This is a genomic window from Pedobacter frigiditerrae (assembly GCF_032678705.1).
GTDB classification, from domain to species: domain Bacteria; phylum Bacteroidota; class Bacteroidia; order Sphingobacteriales; family Sphingobacteriaceae; genus Pedobacter; species Pedobacter frigiditerrae_A.
Map to the genome: position 1 here is coordinate 1,745,669 of NZ_JAVTSS010000002.1, position 20,776 is coordinate 1,766,444.

Below are 20,776 nucleotides of genomic sequence, written 5' to 3' on the forward strand. Positions count from 1 at the left end.
GTTGAGGGTTGGAAGGTTGAAGGCTTAAGGTCTCAAATCTAATATCTAACTTCTCATATCTGATTGAAAAGAATAATTAACAATAAAATAAATAAAAATGAAAACAATCGCTATTAGCGGTTCTCCAAGAGAGAACGTAGGGAAACGCGATGCTAAAGAGCTTCGCTATGAAGGTAAAGTTCCTGCAGTATTGTATGGTGGTAAAGAGCAATTGCACTTTGCTGTATTAATAACAGACTTAAATGCTGCTATTTTTACTCCAGAAGCTAACTTTTTAGAAATCACTATAGGTGGTACTAAAGTTAAAGCTATCATCAAAGAAGCTCAATTTCATCCATTAACAGATGTTTTATTACACGTAGATTTTCTTCAGTTATTTGACGAGAAAGAAATCACGATGGAAATTCCTGTTAAATTAACTGGAACTTCTCCAGGTGTTAAAATGGGTGGTAAATTAGTTCAGAAATTACGTAAACTACGCGTAAAATCATTACCTAAAAATATGCCTCAAGTAGTGGAGGTTAGCATTGCTAAAATGGAAGTTGGAAACTTATTCCGCGTTCGTGATTTGCGAAAAGGTGATTACGTTGTAACTAACACACCAGAAGATACAATCGTTTCTGTAGGTATGTCTAGAGCATTAAAACAAGCAGAAACTGAAGCAGCTAAAGGCAAGTAAGCAATTGGCAGTTTTGAGTTAGCAGTTGCTAAACTAATTAAGCGGTAAGGAAGAAATTCTTTACCGCTTTTTTTAAGCCCCACCCCAAACCTCGCCAAAGGAGAGGAAGTTGTATTACCATCTATATTCTTCAATCATTCTTTTTTCTTTGCTTTAGTCTTTAAGCTTTAGAAGCGCAAGGCTTGTGTAAGTAACAAAATTTGTTCCCTTGTTTCGCTATACGCCTGCCTGCCGGCAGGCAGGCTTCGCTGCGTTTGCTGCGCAACTTGCCGCAGGGTATCGCTGCACCAGGGGCTAAAAACATAAACCTGTGCTCTTTTACGAGGTTGCAATCTGGCTACAGCACCTTCATTATAAACACGGTGGCAGCGGTATACTTTTTACCATTCCCGAAGGGATTAAATGGTAAAAAGATTAAGCGAACAACGGGGCTGAAGGCTGCCATAAATTACTGGCCTAAATTTTCAAAAAAATAAAATCTATAATTTCTTTGCTCTTTATTTTTTGGTCTTTGGTCTTTAAGCTTTTATCTTAGCAAAATGAAATTTCTCATTGTTGGGCTAGGTAATATTGGCCCAGAATACGCTCATACCCGCCATAATATTGGTTTTGATATTGCAGACCAGCTCGTAAAAGATCTAGATGGAAGTTTTGAACTTTTAAAGCTCGCCTATTATGCTGAAGTAAGTTTTAAAGGCAAAAAATTACATGTGATTAAGCCAACCACTTTTATGAATTTAAGTGGTAAGGCAGTTAATTATTGGATGAAGGACCTAAAGATTGCACCAGAAAATGTTTTGGTTTTGGTTGATGATTTGGCCTTACCTTTAGGGAAACTAAGGATGAAACTGCAAGGTAGTAGCGCAGGTCACAATGGTTTGAAAAGTATTGAAGAACTATGTGGTGGTCAGAATTATGCTCGTTTGCGATTTGGTATTAGCGATAATTTTAGAAAAGGACAGCAAGCGGACTATGTATTAGGTCTATTTGATAAAGACGAGCAGAAAGAGTTGCCTACTCTAATTAATCGTGGCGTATCCATGATCAAGAGTTTTGTAACCATCGGTGCTGCCCAAACAATGACATTATTTAATAAATAACTATTTCCTCACAAAACTAGTAATCTTATCGTATAGTAATTCTGGTTCAAAAGTCTTATTTAATACCTCGTTTGCTCCAGCATCAAGCGCAATTTTTTTATCGCTTTCCATTATAGATGCCGAGAAAGTAATGATTGGAACATTTTCTTTACCAGGAACTTCTCCATTTCTAATCAGTGCGATGGCCTGCAAACCATTCATTACAGGCATGTAATTATCCATTAAAATAAGGTCGTATTCATTTTCTGTAAGTTTTTCAAGAGCTTCTTTACCATTTTCTACTACATCTGGTACAATGCCCCATTCTTTTAGCGTTGCAATTATTAAGTGTTTATTAATTGGATTGTCTTCTGCAACTAAGATTTTAACGTGTTTTAAAGGAGGGAATTGGTTGCCTCTCAATGCTTTCGGCTGCTCTTTTTTTATTTCCTCAACTACTTCATACCAATTGGTAAAAGAGAAAGTACTACCCTTATTAATTTCACTTTCTATATTTAAGACACCACCTTTTAGTTTTGCCAAATTTTTCACTATCGATAAACCTAAACCAGTTCCGCCAAATTTAAGTGTTGTGTCATCACTGCCTTGCTCAAATACTTCAAATACTTTATGAATGTTTTCTTTCGGGATGCCAATGCCAGTATCTATAATTGAAAATTTGATGCGTTTATTATTTCCTTTTTTATCAAGAACTTCAATTTTTAGCTTAACAGATCCTTCTGTAGTAAACTTAACTGCATTTCCAATTAAGTTCATTAAAATCTGATTTAATCTTAACGAGTCGGCTAAAACTACTTTTGGTAGTTCTTTGTCTAATTCTAGCTTTAACTCTATGTTTTTTGCTTTAGCCCCAATACTTAATAAATTAATTACCGCATTGCCAAGCTTTTCTAAATCAGTTTCAGCTCTTATTATTTTGAATTTACCAGCTTCAATTTTAGAAAGATCTAATACATCGTTAATAATGCCTAATAAAGAGTTTGATGAAATTTCCAGCAATTCTATCAGTTCCTTTTGCTCTGCAGATAATGGAGTTTCTAACAATACATTTACTAAGCCTATTATCCCATTTATAGGCGTGCGTATTTCATGACTCATATTGGCCAAGAAGTTTTCCTTTATCTTTTTGCCCTGCTCGGCTAGTTCTTTTGCCTTAATTAGCTCTTTTTGATAGGTCTCTAATTGTATGTTTTTTGCTTTAATTTCTCTTTGGTTGCGAACAAGCTGAACAAAAGAGTCAACCTTAGCAGAAGTAACGTAGGGGTTTAAAGGTTTATATAAATAATCTACTGCACCAACATTTAGTCCTTTTACTGCATACTTAGTTTCCACAGAAATAGCAGTTACAAAAACCACTAATATATCTTTTGTTCTGGGATTGCTTTTTAATATTTCTACCAGCTCAAAACCATCCATTTCTGGCATTTGTACGTCAACTAATGCTATAGCGATATCTTTTTCCCATGAAATTCGTAATGCTTCATTTGGTAAAGTTGTGCTAATGATATTTATATCATCTCTATCTAATAAGGCTTCTAAGGCAACCAGATTTTCTATTTTGTCATCAACAATTAAAACGTTAATTTTTTCCATGAGCTTGCTTAAGACGATATAGTTAAGGGTATTTTTTGATAAATATTATTTTTTTTGTCGATGATTTTAAAAAGAGCCAATAAATTGGGGTCTCTAATGCTTTCCTTAGATCCTAGGCATAAAAAGCCAAAATTAGCTAAACTATTATAAAAAAGCTCAATTACTTTGTTTTGTAGGTCTTTACTAAAGTAGATTAAAACATTTCTACAGGAAATAACCTGAAATTCATTAAATACACCGTCTGATATTAAGTTGTGTACCGAGAATAACGTGTGTTTTTTAAGCGCTTGTTTAATGGCAACAGCATCATATTTAGCGGTATAGTATTTTGCCAGTGAATTGATAGCTCCAGTTGCTAAGTAATTCTCCGAATATTGTTTCATTTGTTTTAAAGTGTAGATGCCATTTTTGGCTGTATTTAAAACTTTAGAATTGACATCAGTTCCATAAAAAAAACTCCTTTGATATAAGTTTTCATCATCAAACAGCATTGCAAATGAATAAAGCTCTTCACCTGTGGAGCAACCCGCATTCCACACTTTTATATGTTGATAAGAGCCTAAATAGGGAATGATATTTTCTTTAACCGATTTAAAAAATAATGGGTCACGAAACATTTCAGTAACATTTACGGTTACCTGAATTAAAAAGTGCTCAAAATAGTTAGCATCATTTGTTAACAATGTCCTTAAGTCGAAAAGGCTTAATTTCTCTAAGATCATTAATTTAGTTACTTGTCTTTTAAATGAGGCTTGAGAATATACGCTAAAATCGAAATCATGGATTTTCCGAATGATTAAAATTAATTCATTTAATTCTTCATTGTTAATTGTTAGAGATGAGTGTTCCAATGCTAAATATTTTTTAATTGCTTAACCAAACTCTCATCATAGAAAGTAACTTGTCAATATCTACTGGCTTAGATATATAGTCGTTTGCTCCCGCTTCAATACATTTTTCCCTATCATTCTTCATTGCCTTCGCAGTTAAAGCAATAATTGGTAGTTTTAAAAACTTTTTCTCTTTTCTAATGGCTGCCATTGCTTCATAACCATCCATTTCAGGCATCATGATATCCATTAAAACTAAATCAATTTCAGGGTTTTCTTCCAGCTTCTGGATTGCTTCACGACCATTATTTGCAATAACGATTTTCATCTCATAGGCTTGTAATGCTGTAGATAAAGCGAAGATATTACGCATATCATCATCCGTAACCAAAATAGTTTTGTCCTTTAAAGCCTTTTCTAAGGTTGATAAACTTTTCACTTCCTTAACTGTTGTTGGCTTTTGCTTAGTATTCAGTTTATTCATGAACAAACTTACCTCATCAATTAGCCTATCATTAGATTTATCGGTTTTTAATACCATAGCCTCAGAGTAACGCATAATTCTATACATCTGCTCCTTTTCTAGCTCCATTGCTGTGTTAATAACCACTGGGATGTGCAATCGGGCTGGATCGGCTTTAATCTTATCTAACAAGTCGAAACCAGATATATCAGGAAGGTTTAAGTCTAGGATTATACAATCAAACTTATCTGCATCTAAAGCAATTAGGGCTTCATTTCCTGAATAAACTTGCGTTACTTCGGCACCTCTATCTAATAACTGTTGTGCTAATAACTGACTTTGGGTTTCTTGATCTTCAATCAATAATACTTTATTAAACTGTTGAGCAATAGAAAAATTTGAAAGAGAATTAAATGCGTTTGCCAGTTCTTTCTCATCAATAGGTTTTTTCAAAAAGCCAATTGCACCTTCTTGTTTTGCTTTGCTTAATTTTTCATCCCTAGCAGACATGATATGTACAGGAATGTGTTTGGTAATTGGATTAGCTTTGAGCTTTTTAAGAATCATCCATCCATCCATTACAGGAAGCATGATGTCTAATATAATTGCGTCTGGAACCTGACTAATTGCCATATCTAGGCCAACATCTCCACTATGAGCAAGAATGGGCTCAAAACCCTTTTCTATTGCGTAGTCTTTTAAAATGTCAGCAAAATTAATGTCGTCCTCAACTATTAATAGCAGATTTTTTTCTCTTTCAATTTTAAAGGGAGTGTTAAAGTTAATCGGTTCTTCTATTTCTTTAACTTCCTCAATTTCAACTTCAGTATTAACTAGGCCTGTGGTGGAATGTTTTACAGGAATAAATAAAGTAAATGTACTTCCAATACCCAATTCGCTCTTGATCTGGATCTCTCCACCTAAAATTTGTGCAATCTCTTTACTAATAGATAGACCTAAACCAGTGCCTCCATATTTTCTACTTGTAGAACCATCTGCTTGTTGAAATGCCTCGAAGATAACTTTTTGTTTATCTGCTGAAATGCCAATTCCGGTATCCACCACCTCAATTGCTATAATTGGCTCTATGTTATTTCGTAATTGTTCAGAATAAAAAGTGGTTTATTTATCAGAAATGGCCAAATTTAGTGTTACAGCGCCATTTTCTGGTGTGAATTTAAAAGCATTTGATAGTAGATTTTTGATCACTTGCTCTAATCTGCTTTGATCGGTAGTCAAACTGCTTGGTAAATTTTGTGAAAGGTTTACTTCAAAATTTACTTTTTTGTTTTTTGCAACCTCATTAAACAAAGCTTCCATGTTTTGCTTCACTTCTAAAGGCCTTACTGTTTCAATACTAAGGTCTATTTTACCAGCCTCAATCTTAGATAAGTCTAAAATGTCGTTAATTAAGTTCAATAAATCTGTACCAGCATTATGGATTACGCCAGCGTATTTGATCTGATCATCATTTAGGTTATCTGGTTTGTTTTCCTTTAATATTCTAGCTAATATTAAAATACTGTTTAATGGAGTTCGTAACTCATGACTCATATTTGCCAAAAACTCCGACTTATATTTACTAGAGATCTCAAGCTCTTTTGCCTTTAAGCCCATCGCTTCCCTTGCCTGATTAATGGAAACGTTTTTCTCTTCTAATAAAAGTGCTTTTTCTTCGAGTTCTAAATTTGTCTGTCTTAGTTCTTCTTGTTGTACCCTAAGCTCTTCTTCAGATGCTTGAAGTTCCTCATTCGTGGTCCTTAGTTCTTCTTGTTGCGCTTCTAATTCCTCTGCTTGTTGTTGGGTTTGCTCAAACAGATCTCTGAGGATAACTCTTGAAGAGGCACTATTAATAGCAATGCCAACATTCTCAGCTATTCCACTTAAAAATAAACCCATCGCTTCGTTAGGGGTGTTATTTAAACCTAATTCAATTACAGCAATAGTTTCATTTTGAAATAGAACAGGGCAAAGATGAATGTAACGAGGTGGGGTAGACCCTAATCCTGAACTGATTTTAACATAATCCGCAGGTACATCGCTTAATAGTTTTGCTTTTTTCTCCAAAGCTACCTGACCAATAAGCCCATCACCTAAATTGTAATGTTTTTTGATACCTTTTGCAGCATACGCATAAGTTCCATTTAAATGAAAACCCTTCTCCTTATTGCCGAGAAAAATAGCTCCAATAGGTGCATTGATGTAATTACAGATACTAGAAATAATATGGTTCGCTAATTCATCTATTTCTTGCTCGCCACGCATGGCTTCATTTACAAGCTTTACACCAGATAGTAGCCAGTTTTTTTGCTCATTTTCAGAAGAAAGTAATTCTAATTGAGTATTGTTTTGGCGAATTTGTATTTCTGTTTCTTTTTGCTGGTCAAAAGTTTTGCGGATATAAGAAAGCAAGAATAAAATTAGACCGAAGATTACCACTGAGCTAATAATGATAATCAGTGTTGTTCTTTGGCTGCTCTTTTCTGTATCTAATTTTCGTTGAGCTAATAGTTGTGCTTCTATGTGAATAATTTTTGCATTTATCCTTAAAATGTTATCCTTAGAAATTTTGCCATTATCTGTTAAGATTTTACTAAATGCAGCTCCTTGACCTTTACTGGCATATGCCTGTAATATCTCTTGCATATTATCGAGCTTCTGATGGGCAAATGATTCTAATGAATCGACATTAATAACTTGTTTAGGATTATCGTTTACGAGCTCTCTTAAGGTATTAATTGTTGGGAGTATTTTCTTGGAATTTTTAGTGTAAGGCTCTAGATAATTGGACTTTTGTGTAATAATAAATCCTCTTAACGATGTTTCAGAATTTAGAATTTGCAACTCAATCTTTTTAGAAAGATCGATAACTTCATAAGTATGCGACTGCCACTTTGTGTTTTCATTAAGTGAGTCAATGCTTAAATAAGAAACTATAGAAGAAATTGCAACAAATAATAAAGATGCCGTAAAGCCAGTAAGTACTTGTTGCTTAAATGAAAGCTTTAACATTTAATAGGGATTAATAGATCATGTTACCAAATGAAAAACAAAAAATCAAATGGTTGACATACAATATTAACGATAATAAGAGATTTTTCTTAGTAAAGAATAAAATTTATAAAACTTGTAAACAGTCACTGTAAGTTGTTCCTATCGGGATAATTTGTTCACCAATCCAAACTTGGGAACGATCATATTTGCTGATTTTGTTTTTGGCAATAATAAATGCTCTATGCGTTCTAATGAATTGCTTATTTGGTAGTAAGTCCACTAGTTCATTTATCGTAACACGAGAGCTTAACAATTTGCCATTACTCAGATGAAATTGGGTATAGTTCCCAGATGCTTCAATGTAAAAGATATCGTGATATAAAACCTTTATTTGCTCATAGCCATCTTTAATAAAAATGAAATCAGCTTTGCTTTCTGGAGCTTGATTACGTAAATCGAAAAGCTCTTTTGCTTTGTTACAGGCTTTTAAGAATCTGGAAAGTGAAAAAGGTTTTAACAAATAATCAACAGCATCAAGTTCAAAACTTTGTACAGCATGCTCACTATATGCTGTGGTGAAAATAACCATAGGCGGTTTACTTAATGCTTTCAAGAACTCAATTCCACTAATGTCTGGCATTTTAATATCCAAGAAAATTAAATCCACCTTGTGTTGTTGCAGATAGGTAATGGCCTCAAATGCATTGGTAAACTGCGCTTTTAACTCAATAAATGGCACCTTGCTAGCATGTGCTGCAACAATATCCAAGGCTATTGGCTCGTCATCTATCGCTATTGCAATCATTGTATCAAATTGTCAGACTGAGTACTGAGTAATTTTTCTATTTGTTATATAAATCAAAAAGATGTCATCCTGAGCGTAGTCGAAGGAATCTTTTTGATTTTTGAGTTAAATATTGGCGCTTCGACTACGCTCAGCGTGACATTGTTTCGAAGCCTATTTTTGAATATAGTTTTTATAATTTGTTTCATTCTTGCAAATCGAAAGCTCTTTCAGTTTCTCCCAATTATCATTAATAATAGCTTATTTCTTTTTTCTACTCCAGCCTTTAATTTGCTTTTCAAAATCTATGGCTTGATTAACATCTGGAAAATTCTCACAAAACACTAAAGATAAAGGTCTTCTCTTATAAGTATAGCATGCAATGTTTTCTCCGTTTTGATGTTCATAAAGTCTCCTGTCTATATCATTGGTTATTCCAGTGTAATAGGAGCCATCGCTGCATTTTAAAATATAAACCGAATAATATTTCATCTATTTTTGGTTATCCATTTCGACTACACTCCGTGTGACATATAGTCTAAAATAAACAAAAAAATGTCATTCTGACCGTATTCGTAGGATTTTTTATTTATTTAGTTAACACTTGTTTTGTTAAACAATCTAATTTTGTAATCTTGACAAGGTAGCGCTTCGACTACGCTCCGCGTGACATCCACAGTTATTGTATTTAAACCTGAAACACTTAGAATATTATTTACAACTGTATAGTTAAATGAATAAAGAATTCCTTGGCACTCTCGCGAATAATCAGCTCATGTTTATTTGGATACAATAATGCTAAACGTTGTTTAACATTCTCTAAACCAATACCGCTTTTTAACTTTTCAGGATCGTTATCTGGTTTAATATGAATGCTGTTATGCACATCAAAATATAAGGTATTTTCCTTTGTTTGCAAGGTTACCTTAATGTGTGAAGGCTGTTGTAAGCTAATACCATGTTTAAATGCATTTTCTACAAAAGGAATCAACAGCATTGGCGCAATCTGAAAATTGTTTAATTGTTCATCAATCTGCGTATCAATAACGATATCAGCAGAGCGAGAAGTTCTTAGTTTTTGCAGGGCGATGTAATTTTCTAAATAATCTACATCCCTAGTAAGAGAGATTTTTTCTTGTACATTTTCATGTAACATGAACCTCATCATGTCTCCTAATTTCTGAATGCCTTCGCCCGTTCTTTCTGCATTTTCTTGTAAAGCTGTACCGTACAAAGTATTTAAGGCATTAAATAAAAAGTGGGGATTAATCTGCGATTGCAGAAAACTTAAACTTGCGTCAGATTTACCTAGTTCTGTTCTTAAAGAGGTTAATACATTACTATTTGTAAATCTACTTTTGTAAATGTACCAAGCCAATGGCAAGGTAATTAACAATTGTGTTGGAAAATGGAAGCAAAGTACAATGGCTGCAAACTCTTCGTCCCTTGCCATCATTAAAGTGATAAGAGAAATTGGGATGGCTGATAAAATTGCCGCAAAAAGGATCTGCAATACATAACGACGAAACTTACTGCCTTTTTTATAATGTGTTGGTAAGTAAAAATATAGGGCGTAAACTGCAATAGAAATGCCAGCCAATATTACCAATGTCCACATGATAATAACTTCGAAAGGTGCGCTTGCCGAAACCCATAATAACAACCCTACAAACCAAAATGCAAGACCAAAACCAATGTCTACTTTAATTTGATTTTGATTGCTTTCCGTCTTTTTATGGTCTTCTAGTAAATAGGTTACGAATTCTTTTAATAATACATAACCGGCTATAGCAATGATTATCCATAATGAACTAGAGAAACCTTTAAAGAAAACACGGTTATAGGCATCCTGAATATCATCATATTCTAATAAAAAATATGCCTCTGTGTAAGTTTTACATATACTGATCACTAGACCCATGATTAAAAATAGGCCAAACAACAGTATGCCGTTTAAAGTGCTTTGTTGTTTTTTAATTAGTTTAGGAATGATTAGAAAATTCAAAGACAAAAAGCCAAAATAAATAATTGAATACTGAAATAGTTTTGGAAGAAAATAGCTGTAGAGATAAGAAAAGGTTAGGCCATTATTTCTAAAATGATAATATTCGTAGGAATGCCTGCGGTTTCCTGTATTAGAAATAAGTAGAATTAATGCAATACCATAAAGAATAGTTGCTATCCAGAATTCTGCCTTTTGTAAATCTTTTTGTTTCATGTCTAATAGTTTGATGCCACAATTTTAAGAAGCATAAAGCTACCTATTTTAAAAATGTGATGAACTTGCAAAAAAATGTGATGAACTGGAGGAAGTTTGGAGTTATGAGTTAAAAGTTATGAGATTGGGTGTTTTAAATTTCTAGTTTAAAAACCTAAATTTGTTTGCAATTCGATCTGCAACTCACAACTCACGACTTACAACTATGAAACTTTATGGTATCCCAAATTGCAATACAGTTAAAAAAGCTCAAGATTGGCTAAAAGAAAATCAAGTTGAGTTTGAATTCCATGACTTTAAGAAAAAAGGCATTACTGCAGAAAAATTAACGGAGTGGTTTAATACTTTTGGTTGGGAAAAAGTGATTAATAAAAGCGGATTAACTTTTAAGAAACTAAGCAAGGAAGAGCAAGCTGAAATCAATTCTCCATCAACTGCCATTTCTTATTTGATGCAAAATACAAGCGCCATTAAACGTCCAATTGTAGAGCAAAATGGTAAGGCTATTCTTTTAGGTTTTGCAGCTGAAAACTACGAAGCAAAATTAAAAAAGTAGAGCTATAAGTTCTAATCCTCAGTTATTTAAAACATCTCAAATCATTTGATGTTATCTGTCACGAAATAACAGAAATCCATTTAATGTTTTTGACATGAACTACTATCAAGCATCTAAATTAATTATAGACTATAATCATTTAGTCAATACAGAATATAAAGGCAAAACTATTTCTGCTTTAGTAATCGCACCTGAAGATCATGACGGTATTGATAGGTTAATTTATATGGTTAACCAGCAATTGTATTCTCCTTATTCTTATAGTAAATATCCAGCATTAGATGTGGTAATCGTATTTGATTACAATCAAAAAGTTAAAAAGAATGAGCTAGATAAAATCTCATTAAAAGAAATTTTACCTCAGCTTAAATCGGCTTAATCTACATTTTTTTGTGCCTAATAGGTGCAGTATTTTCCTTTTTTTCAATCTTCTTAATCTTAAGACTTATGAATTATCATGAAGCAGAACTAATGATTGAAACGAACAGTCATTTAGTTGATCAGACGTACAAAGGCAAAACTATAGACAAGTTAATCATCGTTCCAGCTAGGCAAAAACAGATCATGAAAATCTTGTCAAACTTATCACTTAATCTTTCCTCAAGGAAGATTTACGAGCAATATTCAGATTTCGAAATCGTAGCCATCCTAGATTATGAAATGTGGTTGTGGACCGGTGTTCTTTACAAAGCTACGCTTAACGAGATATTGGAAACACAAACAGACAAAGAGCGAACTTAATATTATAGAAATTATATAAACCTATCTTATGAAAGCAGCAGTATTTCACAAACCTGGTGATATCCGAGTGGATACCGTTCCAGACCCATCAATTTTAGACCCAAGAGATGTTATTTTAAAAGTAACTTCAACAGCAATATGCGGTTCGGATTTGCATATTTTAAGCGGTGCAGTTCCACAAAAAGACCCTTTAATTATGGGGCATGAATTTATGGGCATTGTAGAAGAAGTTGGCACTGCAATCACTAATCTCAAAAGAGGTGATCGGGTAATTGTTCCTTTTCCCATTGCCTGTGGCAAATGTTTTTTTTGTAATCATGATGCCTCACCAGCTTGTGAAAATTCTAATTACAAAAACTATGGTCCAAATGGAAATATGATGGATCAAAAAGGAGCAGCGTTATTTGGTTATACAGATTTATATGGTGGATATTCTGGTGGGCAAGCACAATATGTTCGTGTACCTTATGCAGATATTAGTCCGCGAATTGTCCCAGAAAATTTAGCAGATGAACAGGCTTTGTTTTTAACTGATATTTTCCCAACGGGTTGGTCGGCAATAGATTGGGCACAATTAAAAGGAGGCGAAGTTGTCGCTATTTTTGGTTCTGGACCAGTAGGTTTAATGGCGCAAAAAGCAGCGTGGCTAAATGGCGCAAGCAGAGTGATAGCGATAGATCCACTTGATTATCGATTAGAAAAAGCAAAGGCTGTAAACAAAGTTGATACTTTAAATCCTCACAAAGTGGATGTTGTAGAAGCGATTAGGGAGATGACAGATGGACGTGGAGCAGATGTTTGTGTTGATGCTTGTGGCTTTGAACCCGAACGTACATTTTTTGATAAAGTAAAAGCAACCATCAATTTCGAAAAAGGTTCAATGAAAGTTTTAGAAATGTGTTTCGAAGCAGTGCGAAGAATGGGTACAGTTTCCATTATGGGCGTATATGGTTCTCCTTATGATAATTTCCCTTTATTTAGAATGTTCGATAAAGGCATTACCATTAAACAAGGACAAGCGCCAGTTTTAAATTACATTGATAAATTAATCGATTTGGTTAAAGAGGAAAAAGTTGTACTGGACGACATCATTACGCACACCTTACCTTTAGAAGACGCAGCTCACGGTTATAAAATATTTGATGAAAAAGAAGAAGATTGTGTGAAAGTGGTACTAAAACCTTAAGGTGTCTTGTTTGTTAATAAACTGCCAGTTGCTAAAGCATACTACAATGACTAATGAAACCAATGAACTAAATTATGCAAATAGAACAAGAACTACTTATCCACGCCGCCAGAGTTGGTGATTTAGCTGTACTAAAGGAATTATTAAAAGGCAATGCCAATGTTAATATCAAAGATGAAAAAGGTTATACACCTTTAATAATCGCTTGTTATAACAATCAATTTGAAGCTGCTAAATTATTATTAACTAATGGAGCAGATTTAAATGCCCAAGATTTAGGCGGAAATACTGCTTTAATGGGTGTAGCTTTTAAAGGCTATCCAGCTATTGCTGAATTGCTGATTGAAGGTGGAGCTGATTTGAATTTACAGCATGGTAATGGTGGTACAGCCCTAATGTTTGCTGCTATGTTTGGTAGAAATGATTTGGTTGAACTTTTACTGTTGCATGGCGCAGATTCAACCATTTGTGATGTAAGAGGAATGAGAGCTGCAGATTTAGCAGCGCAACAAGGGAATGTTAAAGCTTTAGAATTGTTGGAAGCATAAAATTATATGTCATCCTGAGCGTAGTCGAAGGATATTACCAAGATAGTCTTCGACAAGCTCAGACTGACAAACATCAAAAAGCCTCACGAAATTTCGTGAGGCTTTTCCATTTTAAGCAGGAACTTTTCTTGCTTTTTCTCTATCCCAAAAACGGTGTTGTGCAATTGCTTTTATAAATTGGTCAGCTAGTTTTTTAACATCACCTTCAATAATAATTCCATCTTCTTTCGCAATGGCAGCAAAATACGTGGAGTCTATTATTGCTTGTGCATCTGCATCAAAGGCTATAGCCTTGCAATGTTTAAAAGCTTCATTTAAAAAATGAATGGCGTCTGGTTCTATGGCAATCGTTGCTATACTTTTTTTGCCGCTAGGTACATAAACCGCGTCATAAAAGACAGACGCTGCAGTTAATAAACTTTCATCAATAGCTATTGCTACATTCTTATCAGTTAGTATATTACCCAATTTAGGGGCAATGATTTCTACCGTTGCTCCAGCAGTAATTAAAGATTTTTTAACATCGTTTAGAGACTTGTCATTTACGCCATCTGCGGCGATAATAGCAATTTTTCGGGTCTTAATATTATCCTTGATGGTATTTGCCATACTTAAAGCCTCAGAAACTTTAAGCTTCGGATCTACTTCTATAGGTTGATAATCTGCTGGTTTTCCATCTGCTGGGATACTGTGATTGATAGGTTCAACTTCTTTTTTAGGAACTTCCAATCCTAAAGCCGCAGCAACTTTCTTAGCTAGACCTTCATCAACTTGAGCCAATCTCCCAATCATTTTTTCACGAATGGCAATTGTTTTTACTTTACCCAATTCAAATCTAAAGGCATCTACAATGTGATTTTTTTCTGCTTCAGACTGACTGTTAAAAAATAACCTCGCCTGACTAAAATGATCGAAGAAACTTTTGCTCCTTGCCCTTGTTTTTCTCGCATCAATTCTTTCATTATGACTAACAAATCCACCATCAGCAGCCTTAACCTGTGCGGGATCATTATTGCCTGTGGTATTTGGATTGTAACTTGCTTTTCCCACGTTAATGGTTTGCCTCATGAAACCATCCCTCTGGTTATTATGAACGGGTACTACGGGTCTATTGATAGGTATTTCATGAAAGTTCGGTCCGCCTAAACGAATCAATTGCGTATCGGTATAAGAAAATAACCTGCCCTGCATTAATGGGTCATTGGTAAAATCAATTCCTGGAACTACGTGGCCTACATGAAAAGCAACCTGTTCAGTTTCTGCGAAAAAGTTATCAGTATTTCTATTTAAGGTTAATTTGCCTATTCGTTGCACAGGTACTAATTCCTCTGGAATCAACTTTGTTGGGTCTAATAAGTCGAAATCAAATTTATGTTCATCAGCTTCTGGAACTATCTGTATGCCAAATTCCCATTCAGGGAAATTGCCACTTTGTATGGCTTCCCATAAATCTCTTCTATGAAAATCAGGGTCTTTACCCGAAATATTTTGAGCTTCATCCCAAGCTACCGAATGTACACCCAAAAGAGGTTTCCAATGGAATTTAACGAAGTTTGATTCACCTTTTTCATTGATAAATCTAAAAGTATGTACACCAAAACCTTCCATCATTCTATAACTTCTAGGGATAGCCCTATCACTCATGGCCCACATGATCATGTGTGTAGATTCTGGCATTAAAGAAATAAAGTCCCAGAAAGTATCATGAGCACTTGCAGCTTGTGGCATTTCATTGTCTGGCTCAGGTTTCACAGCGTGGATAAGGTCTGGAAACTTCATCGCATCCTGAATAAAGAATACTGGCATATTATTGCCAACCAAATCAAAATTTCCTTCTTGCGTGTAAAACTTAACTGCAAAACCTCTCACATCTCTAGCCAAATCAGTTGATCCTCTTGAGCCTGCAACTGTAGAAAAACGTACAAAAACTGGAGTTTCAATTTCCGCATCGTTTAAAAATTGTGCTTTAGTTAATTCAGGAATTGGTTTATACAATTTAAAAATACCATGGGCTCCCGATCCTCTTGCATGCACTACACGCTCAGGTATTCTTTCATGGTCAAAGTGTGTGATCTTCTCTCTAAGTATAAAGTCTTCCAACAAAGTTGCACCTCTATCTCCTGCTTTTAAGGAGTTTTGGTCATCATTTATACCTACACCATGATCGGTAGTCATTTTCTGGTTAGTCGCATCAGCCGTATGTGGCTTAAGATTTTCTATTTTTGCGCCATTGTTTACTGCTGTCGTTTTTGGGGCGATAGGTTTTTTAGCCATAAGATTATTGTTTGTCTTTCAAAGTCTACTGTAAACACATAATGAATAGTTATGTTTCAATTAAAAATAATCTTTAAGAGAAGGTTCATTTCTTAAGATAAATACAAATTGGACTAAACAATTTTATCTATAGAATGTTGATTATTAGCATTTAATAAAACATTTAGCTATGGAAAATCAAGGAAATACACCAGGGAACAAGATTAAGGATATTCAACAGTAAACTGATCAAGATGCAAATGGTAAGCCAGGAACCAGTTATGTGCAGGATACCCAAAAAAACATTGCAAAAGCCGAGCAAGAAGAGCAAAATATTGGAACACTAGAAAACAACGAACAAAGCGGGAGCGAAGAAAATAATGATAAAGAAAGTAGTCTCGATGCTGATGAACGGAGTGGTGGCTCGGTATTGTGAAACTTAATAATCAGTTAAATATATCTCCTTGGCTGGTGTCCCACTATAGCTGTTTCGGAACAAATTTTTTATGATTATTAACACATAGAGACTTAGAAAGATTGACAAAAACACAGACTACGAGTGAAGTAAAATTTATTAAAAGCTATTTTTAGACCTCAGAGAGGTCTTATATTTATAGTTAATATGCAATTATGGTATGCGACCCCAGCTGGGGTCGAATGTACGGCTGGTAATATTCTATACATATTTTATCCCTCTGGGATAATTAAAACCTCCGTTTATTTTCTAACCATAAACAGAGATTGAAAACTTACGCTTGAGCATTTTTTTCCTATATTAACTTTGTGACTTATGTGTTTAAGTCTTTAATCTTTTGGGCACTTATGTTGTCTTCACCAATCAATTTTGCCTTCTATCTATTAACCTATAAAATTAGCAACCGCTTGATGAACTGAAGCAGGGATTGCCGCAGAAGGAATTTGTATTAAACTATGTTGTGCCGAATTATATTTTTCTATATAAGTGGCCGAAGTACTATTGAATTTTAAATAACCCTCTTCAAAAAACCTTTCTTCTACCATGGTGGAGGAATCTACAAAACGTAAGTTTAATGCAGTTACCTTTAAATTAGATTTCTGGATCATAAACCATTGATAATTGTTGCTTGTAAATTCATCTTTATAATTTCTTATTTCTAAGAAGTAGAAGGCAGGATTTTCAAAAAAGTATTGATAACTAAAGGAACAAATATGGCCTTGTATAATTTCTGAAGGGGCGTTAAAATAAAGCATAATATAACATTTGCATAATAACAGATTATCCATTCAAAAGTTTTTACAGATGTATCCTTTTAGGTTGTAAGAATTTTGAAACTTTTTTATTTCAAAATCCTTTATGATTTACAACTACTGATAAGGTAGTTTACATCAAACCTAAATATAAAATACCATGGAAAATCAAGAGTATCAACCAGAAAATCAATCGGCTAACCAACAAGGTGAAAACACTGGTGCATTAAACCAGAGAGATGAAAACAATCAGCAAAATGCAAATGCTGAAAATCAAAGTCAGAATGCTTCAAATGGCACAACACCAAGCGCTTCTTACCAAAATGAAGAAAATGACAGTTCTAAAGAGGAAAACGAATATAAAGAAGGGCAATCAAGTAATCAAAACCAGCAAGGGCAAAATCAAAGTAACCAGCAGGGGCAAGGACAATCCCAAAACGATGATCAATCTAACACTTTCGGACAAACCACCAATAGTGGAAATAGGGGTTATGGCGACCAAGAAGATGATATTGCCAACCAAGGTGACGGTTCAAGCATCGAAAATCAATTTGATGGTGCAGATGCGGATAGAGACAAAGGAACTTTCGGAGAAGATAATCAAGAAAGTAGCCTAGAAGAAAGAGGCGACAGAGGTCTTTAGTAAGGTTAGTTTTTTTGTAAGGGAAGCCTCGATTTTTCATCGGGGCTTCATCGTTTCAAATCTTTTATTGCTTACACCATCTTTAATCCAGCTGCCTAGGTAACGAGAAAAAGAAAGTGCTGCCAGCACCCAATTCACTTTCTGCCCAAATCTCACCATTGTGCCTAGTAATAATTTCGTGGGCTAAATATAAGCCAATCCCCAAGCCAGAAATGTTAGGAGAGGCCTCATCTATTCGATAGAACCTGGTAAATATATTTCTCAACTTATCATTAGCTATACCCGGACCAAAATCCTTCACGCTAACCACTACCTTTTCAGTTGTACAACTTAAAGCTACTTCAACTTTATCAGCCTTTGGTGCATATTTAATAGCATTAGACAATAAGTTTACAATTACTTGCTCTATGCGTTGCGCATCGCCTTGCACCAGACAATGACTCATTCCACTCGAAAAACTGATGATATGTTTTGCCGCCGAGTGTTGAATGAGCTCAATAGATTCCTCTACAATCGGCTTAAGATCAAATTCTCCATTGGTTAATTGTAATTTACCAGCTTCAATTTTTGATACATCCAATAAATCATTAACCAATGCGGTAATTCTGCCAACTTGGTTAAGCGCTTTTTGAAGAAATTTCTTAGGTGCTTCCTCTTTTATTTGACGGTCTAATATCTGCAAATATCCATTAATACTTGCCAATGGTGTTTTTAATTCATGGCTGGCAAGCCCTATAAATTCGTCCTTTTTATCGTTTAACGCCCTTACCTCTTCAAATAGCTTGGCATTATCTAAACTAATGGCAGCTTGGGCAGCAATGGAAATTACTAATGTTTCATGTTCTTCGCTAAACATTGCAGGTTCTGGGTGACCGAAAAATAAGCCGCCAATTACATGGCCATTACGTGATATTACTGGTACAGCCAAATAACTCACTACGGGTAGGTGTCCCCTGGGCATTCCAAAATGTGGGTCGTTTTTGCCATATCGGGGGTCTTTGGTAATGTCATCAACTCTCACTACACCCTCGCCAGAAAACGTTGGGTGAAACACGGCTGTGTTTCTAGGCATGCCAAATTTTTCAAAGGCTTCACGTGGTGCGCCAGATAAGGTAAATAGGGTATAAGATTCGCCCGTCGTATCCATTTTGTTATAAAAGAAAGCACCAAATTCTGCTCCTGTTAGTTCCGTAGTAGCATCTGTTACCTTTTGTAAAATCTTGTTCAAGTCCAACTCTTCAGAAATGGCACTCATCACCATGTTCATAATTTCTAAACGAACAGTATATTTTTTTTCCCTTTGATGTATTATTTTTTGTTGGCTAATGTCCCTTGCAATTTTTGAAGCGCCAATTACCTTACCGGTATGGTCTACCACAGGAGATACCGTGAGTGATAAATGTATTTCTCTTTTGTCTTTGCTATAACGTACGGTTTCAAAATGGTCTACTTTGCTACCCTTTCTTATCTGGCCGAGTATATAATCTTCTTCGTTTAAACGGCTTTTCGGAATAACAATAGAAATATGACAACCTATGGCCTCAGCTTCTGTAAATCCAAAAGCCCTTTCTGCTGCAGGGTTCCAGCTGGTAATGATACCTTCTAATGTTTTAGAAATAATAATGTCATCTGTTGAATTAACTACAGCGGCTAACCTTGCTTGTTTTTCAGAAAGGTCTAATAAACGTTGTTCGTTTTGCTTCTGGTTAGTGATATCCAATACCGATCCGATAAACCTTTTTGGTTTACTGTTTTCGTAATAAACTTTTCCCTTAGCTCGCACCCACCTTAATTGTTGGTCTTGCTGGCCAAGGGTACGGTATTCTACATCATAATTGCCATCTGGTTTTTTACCGGTTAATAACTCATCTATAATTTTTATAATACGTTCCTTATCTTCAGGGTGTAAGCCTTGTACAAAATCTTGCTCATAGGTTACATTGTTCATGTGGGCAATGCCGAAAAGTTTCCTACATCGCTCATCCCATTCCATGGTGCCTTTTTCTAGGTCTAAATCAAAAGTGCCTAGTTGTGCAGCGGTTTTAGATAGTTGTATTTGCTCATAAGTTTTTTCTAATTCCTTCCTCGCCCTTACCTGTTCAGAAACATCAACAGAAATAGCTAATACGCCTAAAATTGCCCCATAAGGGTCGCGATATGCTTGGTACACAAAGTTCTGATAAACCGTATCTTCTTTGCCATGACGAATCAATTTAACTGGGGTTTCATTGGCAAAAAAAGGCTCCCCTGTACGATAAACTGCTTCCATTACCTCTTCTAGCCCTTGTTCCTTAACATCTGGCAAAGCTTCAAATACTGGTTTGCCAGTTACTTGAGCAAATGGCTTTCCCCAAATGTCAAGCATGGCTTCATTAACCAAATCAACTACAAAGGCTGGGCCTCTTAGCAGAGACATCGCCACTGGAGCCTGTAAAATCATCTTGCGAAAGTTTATTTCACTAAACTCTGCATGTTGTTTGGCTAAGTTCAAATCGGTTACATCAGCAGCTGTATTCATTACGCCATATACCTTTCCGCTATCATCAAATAATGGTGTAAAACTATAGTTGAAATAGAATTCTTTTAATTCTCCATTAATGGTGAGTTTAACCTTGCTATTGCGAATATTAAAAGGTATTCCAGTCTCATATACCTCATCAAGGCGTTGGTAAATGCCTGTTCCTTCCAGTTCTGGTAGTAATTCCTTATAAATTTTGCCCACTACATCAGGTCCCTTACCCCAAACTTCAATTACCGCTTGGTTTGCTCTTGCAATTCGCATTTCCTTTCCAATGTAAACTGCTATTGGAAATGGCGCACTCTCAATCATTGCATTGATCTGTTGCTCCTCGCTAATATAATTAAGTTTTGAGTGGTCTTTAGTTAATGGGGATTTGCTGTTTGGGTTTTGGTTAGGTTCTTCCATGCGGCAGAGTTGCATTAATTTTTAAGCTAGTTTGG

Annotated in this window: 19 protein-coding genes; 9 read left to right on the forward strand and 10 right to left on the reverse strand. The window is 35.1% G+C overall.

Translation table 11 applies throughout. The features are described 5' to 3' along the window. Nucleotides 1-97 precede the first annotated feature (97 nt). Both R2Q59_RS18110 and pth read left to right on the forward strand, forming a co-directional pair. On the forward strand, nt 98-679 hold the full coding sequence (locus tag R2Q59_RS18110; protein ID WP_316786750.1) for a 50S ribosomal protein L25/general stress protein Ctc: 582 nt from the start codon (nt 98-100) through the stop codon (nt 677-679). 539 nt (nt 680-1,218) lie between these two features. After that, nucleotides 1,219-1,779 (forward strand): aminoacyl-tRNA hydrolase, encoded by a 561-nt coding sequence (gene pth / locus R2Q59_RS18115; protein WP_316771448.1) that lies wholly within the window; start codon nt 1,219-1,221, stop codon nt 1,777-1,779. On the opposite strand, the gene R2Q59_RS18120 is transcribed toward pth, so the two are convergent. From R2Q59_RS18120 to R2Q59_RS18150, 7 genes are all read right to left on the reverse strand, one after another. Continuing rightward, complete coding sequence (locus tag R2Q59_RS18120; RefSeq protein WP_316786753.1) at nt 1,780-3,372, reverse strand: response regulator; 1,593 nt, start codon at nt 3,370-3,372, stop codon at nt 1,780-1,782. 8 nt (nt 3,373-3,380) lie between these two features. Then, the gene (locus R2Q59_RS18125) at nt 3,381-4,223 is read right to left on the reverse strand and encodes a protein-glutamate O-methyltransferase CheR (RefSeq protein WP_316786754.1); all 843 of its coding nucleotides are present in this window, start codon (nt 4,221-4,223) and stop codon (nt 3,381-3,383) included. Nucleotides 4,224-4,236: 13 nt separating this feature from the next. Next, entirely contained in the window at nt 4,237-5,730 is a 1,494-nt protein-coding gene (locus R2Q59_RS18130) for a response regulator (RefSeq protein WP_316786757.1), read from the reverse strand. Nucleotides 5,731-5,787: 57 nt separating this feature from the next. After that, nucleotides 5,788-7,677 carry a CHASE3 domain-containing protein gene (locus tag R2Q59_RS18135; protein ID WP_316786758.1) on the reverse strand — a complete coding sequence of 630 codons (1,890 nt, stop codon included), beginning with the start codon at nt 7,675-7,677 and terminating at the stop codon, nt 5,788-5,790. A gap of 106 nt (nt 7,678-7,783) precedes the next feature. Continuing rightward, a complete protein-coding gene (locus tag R2Q59_RS18140; protein WP_316786759.1) occupies nt 7,784-8,464 on the reverse strand; it encodes a LytTR family DNA-binding domain-containing protein in 681 nt (226 codons plus the stop codon). A gap of 240 nt (nt 8,465-8,704) precedes the next feature. Continuing rightward, on the reverse strand, nt 8,705-8,935 hold the full coding sequence (locus R2Q59_RS18145; protein WP_316786760.1) for a GIY-YIG nuclease family protein: 231 nt from the start codon (nt 8,933-8,935) through the stop codon (nt 8,705-8,707). A 223-nt stretch (nt 8,936-9,158) separates the two neighbouring features. After that, complete coding sequence (locus tag R2Q59_RS18150) at nt 9,159-10,661, reverse strand: sensor histidine kinase (protein WP_316786762.1); 1,503 nt, start codon at nt 10,659-10,661, stop codon at nt 9,159-9,161. Nucleotides 10,662-10,866: 205 nt separating this feature from the next. Between R2Q59_RS18150 and R2Q59_RS18155 the strand changes: the two genes are divergently transcribed. From R2Q59_RS18155 to R2Q59_RS18175, 5 genes are all read left to right on the forward strand, one after another. Then, the gene (locus R2Q59_RS18155; protein ID WP_316786764.1) at nt 10,867-11,217 is read left to right on the forward strand and encodes a Spx/MgsR family RNA polymerase-binding regulatory protein; all 351 of its coding nucleotides are present in this window, start codon (nt 10,867-10,869) and stop codon (nt 11,215-11,217) included. 94 nt (nt 11,218-11,311) lie between these two features. Then, a complete protein-coding gene (locus R2Q59_RS18160) occupies nt 11,312-11,596 on the forward strand; it encodes a hypothetical protein (protein WP_316771461.1) in 285 nt (94 codons plus the stop codon). 68 nt (nt 11,597-11,664) lie between these two features. Further along, complete coding sequence (locus R2Q59_RS18165; protein ID WP_316771463.1) at nt 11,665-11,958, forward strand: hypothetical protein; 294 nt, start codon at nt 11,665-11,667, stop codon at nt 11,956-11,958. 28 nt (nt 11,959-11,986) lie between these two features. Next, nucleotides 11,987-13,144 (forward strand): zinc-dependent alcohol dehydrogenase, encoded by a 1,158-nt coding sequence (locus R2Q59_RS18170; RefSeq protein WP_316786765.1) that lies wholly within the window; start codon nt 11,987-11,989, stop codon nt 13,142-13,144. A 74-nt stretch (nt 13,145-13,218) separates the two neighbouring features. Further along, nucleotides 13,219-13,692 carry an ankyrin repeat domain-containing protein gene (locus R2Q59_RS18175; RefSeq protein WP_316771469.1) on the forward strand — a complete coding sequence of 158 codons (474 nt, stop codon included), beginning with the start codon at nt 13,219-13,221 and terminating at the stop codon, nt 13,690-13,692. 111 nt (nt 13,693-13,803) lie between these two features. On the opposite strand, the gene R2Q59_RS18180 is transcribed toward R2Q59_RS18175, so the two are convergent. Further along, a complete protein-coding gene (locus R2Q59_RS18180; RefSeq protein ID WP_316786767.1) occupies nt 13,804-15,966 on the reverse strand; it encodes a catalase in 2,163 nt (720 codons plus the stop codon). Between the two features lie 262 nt (nt 15,967-16,228). Here R2Q59_RS18180 and R2Q59_RS18185 point away from each other — a divergent pair, with 262 nt between their 5' ends. Further along, on the forward strand, nt 16,229-16,381 hold the full coding sequence (locus R2Q59_RS18185) for a hypothetical protein (protein WP_316786769.1): 153 nt from the start codon (nt 16,229-16,231) through the stop codon (nt 16,379-16,381). A 422-nt stretch (nt 16,382-16,803) separates the two neighbouring features. On the opposite strand, the gene R2Q59_RS18190 is transcribed toward R2Q59_RS18185, so the two are convergent. Then, nucleotides 16,804-17,208, reverse strand: a complete 405-nt coding sequence (locus R2Q59_RS18190) for a hypothetical protein (protein WP_316786771.1) — start codon at nt 17,206-17,208, stop codon at nt 16,804-16,806. A 124-nt stretch (nt 17,209-17,332) separates the two neighbouring features. Here R2Q59_RS18190 and R2Q59_RS18195 point away from each other — a divergent pair, with 124 nt between their 5' ends. Further along, complete coding sequence (locus tag R2Q59_RS18195) at nt 17,333-17,815, forward strand: hypothetical protein (protein ID WP_316786773.1); 483 nt, start codon at nt 17,333-17,335, stop codon at nt 17,813-17,815. Between the two features lie 82 nt (nt 17,816-17,897). Here the strand turns inward: R2Q59_RS18195 and R2Q59_RS18200 are convergent, their stop codons facing one another. Continuing rightward, on the reverse strand, nt 17,898-20,756 hold the full coding sequence (locus R2Q59_RS18200; RefSeq protein ID WP_316786775.1) for a PAS domain S-box protein: 2,859 nt from the start codon (nt 20,754-20,756) through the stop codon (nt 17,898-17,900). Nucleotides 20,757-20,776: the final 20 nt, after the last annotated feature.

Excerpts from the sequence above, each read along its gene's own strand:
- R2Q59_RS18110 (WP_316786750.1), top strand. The coding sequence starts at position 98 with ATGAAAACAATCGCTATTAGCGGTTCTCCAAGAGAGAACGTAGGGAAA.
- pth (WP_316771448.1), top strand. The coding sequence starts at position 1,219 with ATGAAATTTCTCATTGTTGGGCTAGGTAATATTGGCCCAGAATACGCT.
- R2Q59_RS18120 (WP_316786753.1), bottom strand. The coding sequence starts at position 3,372 with ATGGAAAAAATTAACGTTTTAATTGTTGATGACAAAATAGAAAATCTG.
- R2Q59_RS18135 (WP_316786758.1), bottom strand. The coding sequence starts at position 7,677 with ATGTTAAAGCTTTCATTTAAGCAACAAGTACTTACTGGCTTTACGGCA.
- R2Q59_RS18140 (WP_316786759.1), bottom strand. The coding sequence starts at position 8,464 with ATGATTGCAATAGCGATAGATGACGAGCCAATAGCCTTGGATATTGTT.
- R2Q59_RS18145 (WP_316786760.1), bottom strand. The coding sequence starts at position 8,935 with ATGAAATATTATTCGGTTTATATTTTAAAATGCAGCGATGGCTCCTAT.
- R2Q59_RS18150 (WP_316786762.1), bottom strand. The coding sequence starts at position 10,661 with ATGAAACAAAAAGATTTACAAAAGGCAGAATTCTGGATAGCAACTATT.
- R2Q59_RS18155 (WP_316786764.1), top strand. The coding sequence starts at position 10,867 with ATGAAACTTTATGGTATCCCAAATTGCAATACAGTTAAAAAAGCTCAA.
- R2Q59_RS18160 (WP_316771461.1), top strand. The coding sequence starts at position 11,312 with ATGAACTACTATCAAGCATCTAAATTAATTATAGACTATAATCATTTA.
- R2Q59_RS18165 (WP_316771463.1), top strand. The coding sequence starts at position 11,665 with ATGAATTATCATGAAGCAGAACTAATGATTGAAACGAACAGTCATTTA.
- R2Q59_RS18170 (WP_316786765.1), top strand. The coding sequence starts at position 11,987 with ATGAAAGCAGCAGTATTTCACAAACCTGGTGATATCCGAGTGGATACC.
- R2Q59_RS18175 (WP_316771469.1), top strand. The coding sequence starts at position 13,219 with ATGCAAATAGAACAAGAACTACTTATCCACGCCGCCAGAGTTGGTGAT.
- R2Q59_RS18180 (WP_316786767.1), bottom strand. The coding sequence starts at position 15,966 with ATGGCTAAAAAACCTATCGCCCCAAAAACGACAGCAGTAAACAATGGC.
- R2Q59_RS18190 (WP_316786771.1), bottom strand. The coding sequence starts at position 17,208 with ATGGATAATCTGTTATTATGCAAATGTTATATTATGCTTTATTTTAAC.
- R2Q59_RS18195 (WP_316786773.1), top strand. The coding sequence starts at position 17,333 with ATGGAAAATCAAGAGTATCAACCAGAAAATCAATCGGCTAACCAACAA.
- R2Q59_RS18200 (WP_316786775.1), bottom strand. The coding sequence starts at position 20,756 with ATGCAACTCTGCCGCATGGAAGAACCTAACCAAAACCCAAACAGCAAA.